The organism is methanotrophic endosymbiont of Bathymodiolus puteoserpentis (Logatchev), from assembly GCF_900128525.1.
Lineage (GTDB): Bacteria > Pseudomonadota > Gammaproteobacteria > Methylococcales > Methylomonadaceae > Methyloprofundus.
In genome coordinates, this window is the sequence record NZ_FQTQ01000126.1 from 102,946 (window position 1) to 118,409 (window position 15,464).

At 40.9% G+C, this 15,464-nt stretch carries 12 protein-coding genes and 1 pseudogene; 12 read left to right on the forward strand and 1 reads right to left on the reverse strand.

Features of this window, described 5'->3' with window-relative positions; genetic code table 11:
- Positions 1 to 295 precede the first annotated feature (295 nt).
- Positions 296 to 487, reverse strand: coding sequence for a (2Fe-2S)-binding protein (locus BQ7314_RS10445; RefSeq protein WP_174483637.1), 192 nt, complete (start codon positions 485 to 487; stop codon positions 296 to 298).
- Positions 488 to 800: 313 nt separating this feature from the next.
- Here BQ7314_RS10445 and BQ7314_RS10450 point away from each other — a divergent pair.
- The 12 genes and pseudogenes from BQ7314_RS10450 (at position 801) to BQ7314_RS10510 (ending at position 15,330) form a co-directional block, all read left to right on the forward strand.
- Positions 801 to 1,708, forward strand: a pseudogene (locus BQ7314_RS10450) (tyrosine-type recombinase/integrase).
- Positions 1,705 to 2,805, forward strand: a complete 1,101-nt coding sequence (locus BQ7314_RS10460) for an IS91 family transposase (RefSeq protein ID WP_174482658.1) — start codon at positions 1,705 to 1,707, stop codon at positions 2,803 to 2,805. The pseudogene BQ7314_RS10450 and the gene BQ7314_RS10460 overlap by 4 nt, the downstream one beginning before the upstream one ends.
- A gap of 330 nt (positions 2,806 to 3,135) precedes the next feature.
- Positions 3,136 to 4,101, forward strand: a complete 966-nt coding sequence (locus BQ7314_RS10465; protein WP_174483638.1) for a CobW family GTP-binding protein — start codon at positions 3,136 to 3,138, stop codon at positions 4,099 to 4,101.
- Between the two features lie 345 nt (positions 4,102 to 4,446).
- Positions 4,447 to 6,912 (forward strand): PAS domain S-box protein, encoded by a 2,466-nt coding sequence (locus tag BQ7314_RS10470; RefSeq protein WP_174483639.1) that lies wholly within the window; start codon positions 4,447 to 4,449, stop codon positions 6,910 to 6,912.
- 79 nt (positions 6,913 to 6,991) lie between these two features.
- Positions 6,992 to 7,198 (forward strand): CPXCG motif-containing cysteine-rich protein, encoded by a 207-nt coding sequence (locus BQ7314_RS10475; RefSeq protein ID WP_174483640.1) that lies wholly within the window; start codon positions 6,992 to 6,994, stop codon positions 7,196 to 7,198.
- A 159-nt stretch (positions 7,199 to 7,357) separates the two neighbouring features.
- Entirely contained in the window at positions 7,358 to 7,828 is a 471-nt protein-coding gene (locus tag BQ7314_RS10480; RefSeq protein ID WP_174483641.1) for a carbohydrate-binding protein, read from the forward strand.
- Between the two features lie 6 nt (positions 7,829 to 7,834).
- Positions 7,835 to 8,680: a DHHA1 domain-containing protein gene (locus BQ7314_RS10485; RefSeq protein ID WP_174483642.1), complete on the forward strand. Its 846-nt coding sequence runs from the start codon at positions 7,835 to 7,837 to the stop codon at positions 8,678 to 8,680.
- Between the two features lie 118 nt (positions 8,681 to 8,798).
- A complete protein-coding gene (locus BQ7314_RS10490) occupies positions 8,799 to 9,518 on the forward strand; it encodes an rRNA pseudouridine synthase (RefSeq protein WP_174483643.1) in 720 nt (239 codons plus the stop codon).
- 26 nt (positions 9,519 to 9,544) lie between these two features.
- Positions 9,545 to 9,958: an alternative ribosome rescue aminoacyl-tRNA hydrolase ArfB gene (arfB, locus tag BQ7314_RS10495; RefSeq protein WP_174483644.1), complete on the forward strand. Its 414-nt coding sequence runs from the start codon at positions 9,545 to 9,547 to the stop codon at positions 9,956 to 9,958.
- Positions 9,959 to 10,009: 51 nt separating this feature from the next.
- Positions 10,010 to 10,546, forward strand: coding sequence for a TrmH family RNA methyltransferase (locus tag BQ7314_RS10500; protein ID WP_174483645.1), 537 nt, complete (start codon positions 10,010 to 10,012; stop codon positions 10,544 to 10,546).
- Between the two features lie 840 nt (positions 10,547 to 11,386).
- On the forward strand, positions 11,387 to 14,017 hold the full coding sequence (locus tag BQ7314_RS10505; RefSeq protein WP_174483646.1) for a glycosyltransferase: 2,631 nt from the start codon (positions 11,387 to 11,389) through the stop codon (positions 14,015 to 14,017).
- Between the two features lie 215 nt (positions 14,018 to 14,232).
- A complete protein-coding gene (locus BQ7314_RS10510; protein WP_245394972.1) occupies positions 14,233 to 15,330 on the forward strand; it encodes a UvrD-helicase domain-containing protein in 1,098 nt (365 codons plus the stop codon).
- Positions 15,331 to 15,464 lie beyond the last annotated feature (134 nt).

The window sequence follows — 15,464 nt, forward strand, 5'->3', positions numbered from 1 at the left end:
CTGATTTCTAACTTGTCTTTTTACTCCCGCTGAAATGATCTCATTCGTTACGTAGAATAACTATGTGCCTCATGAGATCATTCCATCTGAAGCAAAAATCCTGCGTTATAATTTCAGGGTGTTATTTCATGCACGCTCCTTAAGGAAAATCTCTTTACAAGCACGTTGTATGTAAATTGTACGATCTAAGTCAAAAGCTCTGTATTATTGGGATGTACAGAGTTACGCAAAAAATATACACAATGTTATCCACAGGAAATGTGGGTAACTGTCATATCCTTGTCATTTTGGTTACTTATGACGCGTCTTTTTTGAGTAAATCCAAAATGATAATATCACAGGCACCACAGCCTGTTGATGCCCCTGTAGCGCTGGCTATTTTATCAAGGTCATCAAAACCTTTTGCGATAAGTTGATTTATTTTTGTTTCACTTGTGCCAGAGCAAGTGCAGATAATTTTTTCTTGGTCTAATGAGGGTTTGGTCATTGTCTTATAAGCAGAATATCAGGTTTAATCACTATTTTCGAAGGCTGGGCTAGGTTAAGTAGGTATTTTTTTAGGACATCAAGGGTTTATACTGGAGGCCGTGAGTAACTGATTTTTTTAGATTTAATCATAAAGTCTAAATAATAACTGAAACAGTATTAAAAGTAACCGATAGAATGGAGTGTTGGACGAAGCCGCTAACGCGGAGAAAAGAACCACCACGCCGGTAATTAAAGTTGTAACCTCACTTCCTTCTATTCGCATAGGAAGGTAACCTGCAAGCTCATTAAACTAACAATGAGGTTACGTCGTTATGAAACCATCTCTTGAATCAAAATACAACCATTATTATTCTCTCCACTGCAAGCATTTAAAACTTCAGGGCTTACAACCTAAAACGATTGAGGCGTATTCACGGGCTATTCGTCGTATTGCAACCTATTTTAACGGGCATCTGGATAATCTGTCTCAAGATCAGCTGCTGGATTACTTTCATGATCTGCTTGGCCGCCTTTCCTGGAGTGCCGTTAAGCTAGACCTCTATGGATTGAAGTTTTTCTACACTCATGTCCTTGCTAAGCCTTGGGTCGATATTCCGATGATAAAACCACCACGCTGTACGCGTATTCCCGATATCGTGACGGTTGCAGAGGCACAGCAGCTGTTTATGTCGACACGTCAGTTAAGCTACCGCGTATTCTATTTTACGGTTTACAGTATGGGCTTGCGTCTGGGCGAGGGCTTAAACCTGAAGGTAGGGGATATTGATGCCACGCGAATGCGGGTGCATATCCGCAATGCAAAAGGCAACAAGGATCGTCTTGTCCCTTTGCCCCTCGCTACCTTGCAGGTGCTACGTCAATTTTGGGCGCTGCATCGGCACCCCATATTGATGTTCCCCAATCGGACGCGGGGGCTAAAAGGTGCGCATCTGGCTGAATCACCGCTTGATCGTGGAGGTGTGCAGAAGACAATTGGACTTGTGACTAAGGAAATGGGACTAAAAAAAAGATTTCCTGTCACTCGCTACGTCACAGCTATGCCACACATCTTTTAGAATCCGGCGTTGGATTACTGGAACTCCAGCAGTTCTTGGGGCATAGTTCTCTGTTGACAACGGCACGCTATGCGCATCTGACCGATGTGAGCTGCGATCATTCTGAACAGCGTATCAATCAGCTGATCGGTGGTTTTAACGTGTCGTGGGGGGCGATTAGATGATTTTACTTTCCTCTATCATTGATCAGTTTGAGGCGGATTTCCTTAACAGCTATCAAGGGCAGGTTCTGCCAGTTCAGCGAAAAGCGTTGAATGCGCTTAAAATCTGCCGAACAAAATTCAGCCCTGTTATGCAGGTCAGCTGTATCGACTGTGACCATCAATCTTTTGTTCCGCATTCCTGCGGTCATCGCAACTGTCCGCATTGCCAACATCATGAATCTCAGTTGTGGATTGAGAATCAGCTGAAGAAACAGGTGGCGGGCGACTACTTTATGATCACGTTTACCTTACCTGCACAGCTGAGGCCTTTGGCTAAAAACCACCAGAAACGTGTTTATCAATTCATGTTTGACTGTGTTTGGGAGACCTTGCAATCCTTCAGTCGCAATGACAAAAAATTAAGGGGAGATCCGGGGTTGATTGCCGTTTTACATACCCATGCTAGGAATCTGGACTATCACCCGCATATCCATACCGTCATGCCTGCTATTGCGGTTGATAAGCTCAATAAGCTTGTGCGTACCAAACACGGGAAATATTTGTTTAACCATAAAGCGCTCGCCAAAGTTTTTCGCGGTAAACTATTGTCAAAACTGGCCAAGGAAAACTTAGTTTTGCCTCAATCCGTGCCCCAAAAATGGATTGTTAATTGTAAAAAAGTCGGTTCAGGCGGCAAAGCGCTGGTCTATCTGGGGCGCTATCTTTATCGTGGTGTCATCCGCGAGCAGGATATTCTGTCTGTCCAGGATGGCAAGGTCACCTTCCGCTATCAGAACAGTGAGACCAAGCGTTGGGAAACCCGAACAGAAACAGGCGCAAAATTCTTATGGCGGGTATTACAGCATGTTCTGCCAACGGGATTTCGCCGTGCCAGAAACTATGGCTTTTTGCACCCTAATAGCAAGAAAATGATCAACATTCTACTTACCTTAGGTAAACTGACCCCCAAAAAGATGCTGGAAAAAATAGGCCTGCGACAGCGCCCCCAGATGACCTGTACTTGCTGTGGTGGAAAGATGCAGGTGGGCCGAACTCGGATTCCCATTGCCGAAGTATTCAGGGTAAAAATGAACGGACAAGTCTTGGTGCCGACTTAAGCACTGGAGGCATTTATTGATTATGTAATCTTCAATCACTCACCGGTAAAGGGGAAAAGTGGCCTATCTTGAGCCAAGGCAATTGTCTGCTCTAAAAACAGGGATAATAGGTGAAAATGAGTAAAAAAAGGGGCTTTATGGATGATCGCAATGAAAATCCATCCGTTTTCGGTAAAAGGGTTAAAAAATAGAAGCTCAATGCATTATTCGGGCTGTTCAGCAAAAAGCTATTTGCAATAGCGGAATTCATCTCAAAGGGTAAACCGGGCTTGTCCAACAAACGGTTCAGATTGTGGCTCGCTTCGCGATCACAATCTAACCTTATTCGTTATGGCTGAGCAACTAAGAAATATTCCTACCAATTTAATTATGGGCTTTCTAGGTGTAGGTAAAACAACGGCTATTCTCGACCTGCTTAAACAAAAACCAAAAAATGAAAGTTGGGCGGTACTCGTCAATGAATTTGGTAAGGTAGGTATTGATGGCGCGATCTTTTCTGCAGCGGGTGCGACAGTTAAAGAAATTGCTGGCGGTTGTTTATGTTGTGCACTTGCCGTGCCTTTTCAGGTGGCTATTAATCGTTTGTTAAAAGAGGCCAGGCCGGATCGTTTGCTGATTGAGCCTACTGGTTTGGGGCATCCTAAAAAAGTATTAGATATGCTGGTGCATGGCGCATTTAAAGACGTACTTGATATACGTGCGAGCATTTGTCTGATTGATCCAGAAAAATTAAAAGATCAACGCTATACGAGCCATGAAAATTTCATTGATCAAATCGCTTTGTCAGATGTGTTAGTGGCTAACAAAATGGATAGGGCGGATAGCGTGGCGATACAATTATTTCAGCAATGGGCTACAAAGAGCCAACCTGGAAAAGTATTGATTGCACAAACAACGCAAGGACAATTAGATGTCGCTTGGTTGGATCTTAATCGATCTGCAAACAGAAAAGCTGCATTTCCTGATAGGCATAAAGATATGCTGTTTACTCCTGCTGATCATTCTCATGAACAATTGAATAATAGCGCCGATGGCTATCAAAGTTTTGGCTATGTCTTTCCGGCTAATAGCTGTTTCGATTATACGCAGTTAAATAGCTTATTAAGTCACCTTAAAGCTGAAAGAATTAAGGGCGTTTTTTGTACTAATCAAGGTTGGTTGATTGTTAATAGTGCAGATGGCGTGATGTATAAGTATGCCACTCAGCCATCGCTTAATAGCCGTGTTGAAATTATTATCCAGAAAAACATTGCTCGAGATATTGGTAAGGCATTAAATCAATGCTTGCTTGGCTAGGAAAGGTAACGTATTTTCAGTCATATTGACAGTAATGGGGAGAAATAAACTCAGGACATTACGAAACGTGCATGAAACAAACTCCCGGTATCTAACATGTCTTTTTACTCCAGCTGAAATAATCTCATTCCTTACGTAGAATAACTATGCGCCTCATGAGGTCATTTCATCTGAAGCAAAAATCCTGCGTTATAATTTCAGGGTGTTATTTCATGTGCGTTCCTAAGTTATACATAAACAGTGATACAATTCGAACAGTTTCTATCACTTCCATATGCCAAGCCTACTCCCTGCTTTAACTTGAGAGGTGTGATTTCATTACTCATTCTATATGGCATAAAATTTATGGCGATTAATAGTTTATTAAATAAGGTCACTTCATACTCGGTAAATATGCAGTTCCTATTGCTAGAGTCAGGTACACAAGTCTTATATATTGATTCTGGTATGCGAGATTTATTGGGTTACGATGAAAAGGATTTTATCGAATCAGGCTTAAATTTTTTTGATTTGATTCACCCTGATGATCAAGATATTGCAAAAAAACTGCTTGCCTTAAAATCACAAACATCACTTAAAATTGTAAATTTTCGTTGCCGGAAAGCCAATGGCAAAATTTTGTGTTTGCAAGGCTGTTATCAGAAGTCTTATGAAACGTCTGTTGGGCTAAAACTGACATTACAGATGACGGATGCTAAGGCATTAAATCAATATTTGGATACACCTATTCTTTTAAGTAATTTTACTACCATGATGGAGAGTAGTGATGATTATATTTACTTTAAAGACCGCAATCATGTGTTCACAGGGGCAAGTCAAACGCTAGTTGCGCTAACAAACCCTTCTGACCATTGGCATGATTTAATTGGCAAGACAGATTATGATGTATTCCCCGAGGAGTACGCAGATGCCTATTACCGACTCGAAAAACAAGTTTTTTTGGGTGCACCAGTAGCTAGTGAGAGGCAAAAAATACTCGACAATCAAGGTAATATCGGCTGGATTGATAACCGAAAATATCCTATTGTTGATAACAATAATGAAATTATTGGCTTGTTTGGTATTGCTCGGGATATAACAGAAACAGTTATTAATCAACAAAAAGTTGAGCAACTCCTAGCTGAAAAACAGGCGATACTAGAAACGAGTTTAGTCGGTTTTGCTACACTGCAAAACCGAAAAATTATTTGGGGTAATTCTGCGCTGGCGAAATTACTGGGATATAGTAAGAATGAATTGATTGGCATGCCGGCTCGTGTGCTTTATGCTCATGAAGAAGACTATAAAAAAATTGGTGTTGCTTATGCCGAGTTGAATGAGCAAGATATATCTCAGAATGAGATTGAATGCCTGCGCAAGGATGGGTCGCAGCTATGGGTTAGCTTTAGCGGTACACTACTGGATAAAGAGCAAGGTATCTCGCTTTGGAGTCTTATTGATGTGACGAGTAATAAGTTGTCTGAGCAGGCTTTGAGAGAATCTGAAATAAGGTTTCGCACACTTTTTGAATCAAGTAGTGATGCGGTCATACTATTAGGAGATAGTGGTTTTATAAATTGTAATCAAGCAACGTTAAAGATATTTGGTTGTTCGACAGTTGTAGATTTTTGCACTAGGGCACCGGCTGAATTGTCTTCTCCCCTACAGCCTTGTGGGGCTGACTCTAGTGAGCTAGCAGCAAAACACTTTGTACAAGCGAAACAGCAGGGTAGTTATAGGGTTGAGTGGCAGTGTAAGCGTTTAGATAGTGGTGAAGAGTTTCCAGCGGAAGTATTACTAACGTCTATGATATTGGATAATGAGCAGGTATTGCAAATTGTTGTCCGCGATATTACTCAACGTAAACAAGTAGAAATAGAACGAAATGAGGCATTAAATCGAATTCAGAACATTTCTAAAAGTGTCCCTGGAATGATTTTCCAATTTCGTTTAAATGCTGATGGAAGTTCTTGTTTTCCTTATGTTACGTCTGTTATTTTTACTTTTTTTCAGGTTAGCCCTGAAGAGGTAGAAAAAAGCTCAGATAAAGTTTTTGCTGCTATTCATCCTGATGATTTACCGCAAGTACTCGTTTCTATCAATACATCAAAAGAAACATTAACGCCATGGTATAAAGAGTTTCGTGTTCGTAGTCCAGAACGAGGTGTGCAATGGTTATTAGTGAATGCATTACCTGAAAAAGGAGAACAAGGAGCCGTAATATGGAATGGATTAGTTACCGATATAACAGAGCGTAAAAAAATGGAAGCGCAGATTCATCAACTCGCTTTTTATGATGAATTAACTTCGTTAGCTAATCGTCGTTTGCTTAAAGATCGATTAAACCTAGCAATGTCTTCAAGCAAACGGACGCAGCAGTATGGTGCAGTAATGATTCTGGATTTGGATAATTTTAAGCCACTTAATGATGCACATGGACATTTGGTCGGAGATTTATTATTAATTGAGGCGGCTAACCGGATGACCCGCTGTGTACGCGAAATAGATACCGTAGCACGTTTTGGAGGGGATGAGTTCGTGGTTATGCTGAATGGTTTAGATACTGATAAAGCGGTATCAACATTACAGGCTAAAACGATTGCAGAAAAAATTTGCAGCTTACTAGCTGAACCTTATTTTCTAACGGTTAATCAAGGCAAAGGTGCCGATATTATCATTAAGTATTGCTGCTCTGCGAGTATTGGTGTTGCTATGTTTATGAATCATGATTTCAGCAATGAAGAGATTTTGAATTGGGCTGATGCGGCAATGTATCAAGCTAAAGAGGCGGGGCGTAATCAAATTCAGTTTTATCAGTCGACAAGTGAGTGACTAGAGATAAATGATTACATAAAAATAAATTACATTTTTGCTTGGATTATGTCATTAGCCAAAATATGGGAAGATCGATATGCAAGAACTAGAAGAAAGGTCAGAGCAATGTCCTTATTGCGGAGAAATGATCGATATTTTGATCGATATTTCGGTGCCACACCAAAATTATATCGAAGATTGTCAGGTGTGTTGCCAACCAATTACTATTGATGCCACTGTGGATTTCGACGGTGCAGTCAGTGTTTTTTTATTCAATGAAAATGATAGCGCTGGACAGCTTTAAGAGGTGAGAGGTAAATAATATATGAATTTCGTGGAGGTGGCTTTAGTCACGATATCGCGACTAAAGTCGCTGCCACAGAATATTTATGATTGCATATTATTTAATTTAGCTCCTAAGGCAATGCAGCAATTTGTTAATTTACAACAATAAGGTAGCATGATGCGTAAAAAAATCATTAGTACTGTTTCACAAGAAGAAATTTATCCTGACCAAGATTGGTTGAACCTAGAGGAGATTGCCTCGGTAGAAATTACTTCAGAAGACGGCTGCCATCCAATTGAGTCTGCTTTGCTTTCCGGTTGCACCAGCGGGTGGTTAGCTGCTTCGCCGGGAGAGCAAACGATACGACTTATTTTTGATCAGCCACAACGATTACAACGCATTTGGTTGAATTTTATAGAAACTCAACAGGTGCGTACTCATGAATATGTGTTGCGCTGGTCATCTGATGGACAGACTTTTCAGGATATTGTGCGTCAGCAATGGAACTTTAGCCCGGCAGGTGAGACTAATGAGGTGGAAGATTACCATGTAGAGTTACAACAAGTAACTGTGCTGGAGTTAGTGATTAATCCAGATATTAGTGGTGGTGATGCATTTGCGTCTTTGGCAAAGTTAAAGCTGGCTTAAATAATCGTGAGAACAGAACCAGATAAATGGGTATTTTATCATGCTGAATGCATGGATGGCTATGCCGCAGCTTGGGCTGCATGGAAATTTTTTGGCAGTAATGCTCGCTATAAACCCGTTCGGCACCATGCTCCGATGCCAAGTTTTCCAGAAGGAGCTGAACTGTATATTTTAGATTTTTGCTATCCCTTAGATACTTTGCTCGCAGCCGCACAACGGGCAAGTAAAATAGTGGTGCTAGATCACCATATCAGTGCGCAAAAAGAATTTGAGGCGCATGAAAAGCAAGGGATATTACCAAGTACTCTTGAGGTTAATTTTATTCAAGAGCATAGCGGTTGTATGATTGCATGGCAGTATTTTCATGGTAGTTTGGAGCCACCTAGTTTATTACTGCATATTGAAGACCATGATTTATGGCGGCATAAATTGCCTAAAACGGAAGCGATAAGCAAAGCTTTATATATACGATTACCTCTTGATTTTGCTGCGTTTGAGAAAATAAAGTTAGCCACTTTAGAGCGTGAGGGTATTGTTTTGTTAAAACAACAGAAGTTAAATGTAGCTCGATTGCTCAAAGCCCGACATAAGGTTAAGTTGCATGGCATAGAAGGCCTAGCGGTCAATGCGCCAGCGATGTTTTCCAGTGATTTGGGGCATGAATTAGCTAAATTATCTGGCACCTTTGGCTTAACCTATAGTTACCATGGACAGCGTCAGTGTTATGATTGTGGATTGCGCTCTATAAGTGATTTTGATGTATCTGAATTAGCACGGCACTTCGGAGGCGGTGGGCATAAAAATGCTTCAGGTTTTCGGGTAGATCAGGCTACCTTGTTGACATTTATGTAAATAGCCTTGAGTTGCAGTATGGCTCCAAGTCTAGAACTTGGGAGCAAAAACATTTTCTTTGTATTCCTTGATTGGATGCAACAATTTAAAAAAATAGAGCAATAAGAGTGGTTATTTTATGAGCGAAGCAATACGTCTTGATAAACATTTGGTTGCATTGATCCAATGCTCTCGTGGAGAAGCCCAGAAATATATAGAAGGCGGCTGGGTGCTGGTTGATGGTGAAGTGATTGATCAACCGCAATTTAAGGTATTAGAGCAAAAAGTTGAGTTGCACACGGATGCGAATTTAACCGCTACTTTGCCACGCACAATGCTGCTTAACTTACCTGAAGGTTTTGATGTCAGTACACCCACAGCGCCGCTGCAACTGATTACTCCTGAAACGCACACCGGTGATGACCGGTCGGGTATTCGCGTACTTAAACGCCATTTTGCTAGGCTTGTGCCGACGGCACCTATTGAGTTAGGTGCGAGTGGTTTAATGGTTTTTTCCCAAGATGGAAAAATTGTGCGTAAATTGGTAGAAGAGGCAAAAACTAACGAGCAAGAATACACGGTCGATGTGAGTGGAGAGATTGAACCTGACGGGTTGCAACAGCTCAATAGTAAGATAATAAAAAATGGTTGGCCGTTACCCTCTGCTAAAGTCAGCTGGCAAAGTGAAACTCGATTGCGTTTTGCATTAAAAAATGTCCACTCAGGACAGATTAAGTTTATGTGTGAAAACGTCGGTTTAACCGTCGTTGCCATGACGCGTTTGCGTATTGGTCGCGTGTCTATGGGGAAGTTGCTGCCTGGTGAATGGCGCTATTTACCTGAAGATCTGTGGTTTTAAGTGATAATGGATATTGAGCATAAAGCGTGTTAGAAATTTCTACTAATGTCTCTATCCCTGATAATGAAATTGAATTTTCAGCTATCCGCGCTCAGGGGGCAGGCGGGCAAAATGTTAATAAAGTCTCCTCTGCGATTCATCTGCGTTTTGATATTAAAGCTTCCTCATTACCGGAGTTTTATAAGCAAAGGTTGTTACGCTTGCGCGACCATCGCTTGACGAAAGAGGGTGTTATTGTTATCAAAGCACAGCAATACAGAACGCAAGAGAAAAATAGAGAAGATGCATTAGAGCGATTAAGGAAAATGATTAAAAGTGTTGCGGTATTACCAAAAGTTAGAAAGGCGACAAAGCCGACACGAAGCTCACAGCGAAGACGCATGGACAGTAAAGCTAAACGTGGAAAAATAAAAGTGTTACGTGGGCGCATTGATGAATGATACGGTGCAAATAATTTCTAGTCGACAGAGAGGCTCGATGATATTGTTGCGATGAATATTGTTTTACTAGAACCTAAAAACCGAGAAAACTTAGCGACGATTATTCGTAGTGGCCAGAATTTTTCTGTGAATACTATTTTTGTGGTGGGTGGCTTTATTCAGGATCAATACAAAGGCAATATTCATAAGTTCAGTCATCAAATGAATACCCAAGACGGTGTGGGCGCTGTTACGCTAATCTATTTTGAGCGTTTATCTGAGTTTTTACAGCATTTACCTGCACAAACCACCTTGGTGCTGGTCGAATCACTGGATGCATCGGTTGATTTAAGGGCGTTTGAACACCCAAAAAATGCAACTTATATGCTGGGCCGTGAGGCAAAAGGCATTACTAAATCAGATATAGACGAAATAAAACAATATTTTGATCAATTGCATCAAGATATTCCTGCAAAATTTATCGACCAGCATGATAAAACCGCGCATTTAAAATTTGTCAAAATAGATACTCCCCAGTCACTTAATTTGGGTGTTTGCGTATCAATCATTATGTATGATAGGCATAATAAAGTGGGTAATATCAGCTAGTAATAAAGTATGCTGGTGACTCTGGGTTTTGTGATTTTACTGTTTTTATAAAACTAAATTGTGATCTGCTCTTCCCCTTATTTATTCTGACAGAAGCATATATACGTTAACTCTCTAAGGAGTGCACACTCAATAACCTTCGAAATTTTAGGTTATGAAGCACTGCCAATCTTTTCGGGTATTATTGAATTTTGCTTCCTGAGCAAAGATATTGCTCTGATTATTGGCTACAAAAATATACGCTGTTATCTACGATGACAGGAGAAATCTTAGTCTTTGTGTTAGCACGAAGCTTTAAGCTCCCTTCTAAAGCCGGAATGCTAGGTTCTTTGCGCTTTATCCCCCTTCAAACTCTTCATTTTTATAAAATGAGTGCGTAACATCAGCTCAAAACTTCAACTGGCATGAAAGTAGCTGCAATGTCTCTATTCAGCGACGCTCATTGTCTATGTTAGCCTAATTCAACTAAACCAAGTGGCAGCCCCTACCTTAGTTTGCCAAAATTGAGCATTTTACGGGTTGAATTGTGCCTATCCTTTATCCGAATTTATATTATTTAAGAGGCGGAACTCTTTGTGTTGAGGGTGAGGTTTTATATTCTGTCGGGTAGTTGAGACGTTCTCTTCTAAATAAAGGCATTTTAAAGTCTAACGTGGGGGATGGGTAAAAAGTCTAGGTCTATGAATTTTAAGGCTATTTAATTTTATTTTGTATATATGGAATGTAACTTGCTAGGTTTAAAAGTTAATAATCAAAACTATCTAATAATGGCTTAGAATTAAATGTTTTCAAGCACAGTATTGTGGATAGTCTACTTTGATATTTAGTTGAGGTAAATTAATGAAAAAGACTAGTTTTTCGGTTGTAATGCTTGGCCTGCTTGTGATTGCCAATCTATTTTTCTGGGCCTATATGAACCGTCCTGATAAAGTTCAATCTTGGGTGGGACCAATGATGGGCGTATCCTTTAACCCTATGCGTGCTGAGGATGATCCCGAAAAGGGGCTCTTTCCAAGTGTGGCGGAAATTAACCAGGATCTTTCTTTGCTGGCAGGGAAAGTTCATGCTGTGCGAACTTATAGTGTACTGAATGGTCTTGAGCAAGTTCCTGAGCTAGCCGCACAGCATAAACTAAACACAACGATTGGTGCATGGATTAGTAGTGATCCTGTGGCAAGCCAAAAAGAAGTCGATACTTTAATTAGTATTAGTCGAGGTAAGCACGACAATATTGTACGTACGCTAGTGGGCAATGAATCCATTATGCGCAAAGAGGTCAGTGTAGAGGAGCTCATCGTTTATCTTAGGCAAGTGCGTAAACAGACTTGGCGCCCAGTGAGTACATCCGAAACTTGGGATATCTGGATAGCGCACCCAGAATTGGCTGATGAAGTTGATTTTATTGCGACTCACATTCTACCGTACTGGGAAGGTATCCCAATTGAGGATGCGTTGGATTATGTGTTTGACCGTTATCATGCTTTGCAAGAGGCTTTTCCTAATAAGCCTATTGTTTTAACAGAAGTAGGTTGGCCCTCAGATGGGCAGCCAATACGCGGAGCGAAGGCAAGCAGAGCAAATCAAGTGAAGTTTCTGCGTGACTTTTTGAATCGAGCTAAAGATGAGGGCTTGATTTACTATGTGGTAGAAGCATTTGACCAGCCGTGGAAACAAAGCATGGAAGGGTCTTCAGGTGCTTATTGGGGAATCTTCAATGCTGATCGACAAGCAAAATTTGAGATGCACGGGGACGTTTTCGAAATGCCTGATTGGCAAGACTGGGCTTCTGTAGCCGCTATTCTCAGCACGATTTTGATGACTTTGTTTTTGTTTTCTCGGGTGCGTCTGCAATTATCCGGAAAGGTTTTCTTTGGTATCATGGCTAATCTTTCTGCTTCGACAATCGCTTGGACAGTTTCAATAGGAGCCAGTCAATATCAGACTGATGTAAGTTTGCTGCTTTGGGGGGTATTAGTGGTGATGCAAGCCTTGGCGATTTTGGTCTTGCTAGTGGAAGCCTTGGAAATTTCAGAAGTGCTTTGGAATCGCAAAGGACAACGTAGTTTTAAGGCCTTGTCAGCGCCAAGTGATTTTAATTATCCAAAAGTATCATTGCATGTTCCTATTCATAACGAGCCACCAGAAATGGTGAAGCAAACGCTATTCGCACTGGCGAAGTTGGATTATCCCAATCTTGAAGTGTTGGTTATTGATAATAACACTAAAGATAACTCAGTATGGCAGCCTGTCGAAGCTGAATGCCAGCGACTTGGAGACAAATTTCAGTTTTTCCATCTAGAGAACTGGCCTGGGTTTAAGGCGGGTGCAATCAATTATGCGCTGGAGCAAGCGTCTAAGGATGCAGAAATAATTGCTGTTATTGATAGTGATTATATAGTTGATCCTGATTGGCTAAAAAGTTTGGTGCCTTATTTTGCAAAAAAGGATGTTGGTTTTGTACAAGCGCCTCAGGATTACCGCGATTGGCAAGAAAATGGATTTAAAACCTTCTGTCATTGGGAATATGCGGGGTTTTTTCAAATTGGTATGGTTCAGCGCAATGAATCCAATGCGATCATCCAGCATGGCACGATGACTTTAGTTCGAAAATCAGCGCTGGAATCGGTAGGCAACTGGGGTGAATGGTGTATTTGTGAAGATAGCGAGTTAGGCTTGCGCCTGTATCGTGCGGGATATGATTCTGTTTATGTGAAAGATTCATTTGGTCGTGGTGTAACGCCAGATACTTTATCGGGTTATATGACGCAGCGTCATCGTTGGGTTTATGGCGCTATGCAAATTCTTAAGCGCCATTGGCAAGCATTATTACTAGGCAATAAGTCTGAATTAACCTCTGCGCAGCGATATTATTTTGTTGCGGGTTGGTTACCTTGGTTTTCTGATGCTTTAGCCTTGCTGTTTACTTTTGCTAGTTTATTTCTGACGGCTCAAATAGTGTACGATCCTATACACAGCGAGCTCCCGGTTAATGCTTTTATATTACCGACCATTGGTTTGTTCGGGTTTAAGGTGTTTCGCACGCTCTGGCTTTATCATGAGCGCGTTAGTTGCTCAGCGCTGCAAACATTAGGTGCAGCGATAGCAGGTCTAGCGCTGACTCATACGGTTGCTAAGGCGATTTGGCAGGGGCTTTTTACCTCCGGGCGTCCTTTTATGAGAACTCCTAAGTTTGAAAAACAAAGACCTTTTTTAGCAGGGTTAGTCACAATTAAAGAGGAATTAGTGTTATTGATCTTACTCTGGTCTGCTGCAGCTTTTATGATCTCATTAGAGCAATTCGACAATCTGAGTGGTCAGTTGTGGGCGGCTGTTTTATTAGTGCAATCAATGCCTTATTTTGCTTCTTTGCTTTTGCTCTTAGTTAATGTGGCGCCTAATATTAAACTTTCTTTTTTACTGCCAAATCAAGTGCCGCAAACGTATCGGGAAGATATTTTTGATCGTCTATAAATAGGCGTATTCTTTCTTAATATTTACCACTAACAAGGCGAGGTCTTTTGTGGCCTCGTCTTATTTGTAAATCCTCTCCGCAATCCTTCTTTGCGCGGTATGTATGTCTTGGTTCCACTCCTAGCAATAAAGAAATCACCGATAAGGTTTATAATAAGGCAAAAAAGATAAATGTCTTTTTATAAATCATGATTTTTCAGCATAGGACGCTTATCTTGGCGAATAAACCTTTTAATACCATTAGCTACCGCACCAGCTGGCTAGCGCAGTTATTTGCTAGTCATACCGATTACCTTGCTTTTAAAACACATAATGATCGTATTGTTCTTAAGGGTGAACAGCATATTCCTTATTTGGCCATGGCTTCAGAAATCGGCATAGAGCAAGGCATATTCTGGAATAGTTTGGCTATTCACCTCAATGATGGGCAAAAAATCCTGCTTGGTGGTGTGCAAAAAAAACAAGCAACAACGTTACAAGCTTCATTAAATGAGGCTACTCAAGATTATATGGTCGCGTTTTATCAGCGCTTAAGCCCCGATATTGAACAAGCCTATTTACAAGCACAAAGTATATTTCAAGCTAAGCGGTATATTCGTTATCCGCTTGCTCAGCAATGGCTAAAAAGCCATCAACACTTGGCACTAGGTCTTAAACGACAGGATATTTCTTGTTATGTAGAGCCTTCCATTTTAACAATGTTGCAAGCAATACAGCCGATGTTAAATCAAGGTTATGCTTATATAGAGCAATGGAATGAAGCCTATGTGCAACAACAGGTCACTGAATTTCAGGAATTTTTTGATCAAGTAGAAAGTAATCCGCTAACCGATAAACAGCGTAGGGCTTGCGTTATTGATGAGCAGCACAATTTGGTCTTAGCTGGTGCAGGTACAGGTAAAACCAGTACCATGATTGGTCGGGCGGGTTATTTATTAAAATCCGGCATTGCACGTCCGCAAGAGATTCTAATGTTAGCCTTTGCGCGTAAAGCCGCGGATGAAATGGAAGAGCGGATTCAGGCTAAACTAGGAGTAAGCAGTTTAACGGTTAAAACTTTCCATAGCTTAGGCAAGCATATTATTAGTCAGGTTGAAGGGATTGTGCCGTCAATCTCTAAAATGGCAGAAGATGAACATCTGCGAGCGCGTTTTGTTGATGCGCAAATACAGCAGCTTTTAAATGATGAGCAATATAAATCGCGCTTAGTGACCTACTTCTTACGCTTTAGTTATCCGTATAAAAGTGCTTTTAGATTTAAAAGTTTAGGTGAATATAATGTAACTTCTCATTATCCACAGGCAATTATTTAAAAGTTGTTTTACAATATATTCTATGAACTCGCCTAAACCGAAACTGCCAGAGATAAATGAAGAAGATCGCACGCCGCTAGTGGATGTGCTGTTGGAAGTGCTTGCCTGGCAACAAAAGCAGATTGATAAGTTAG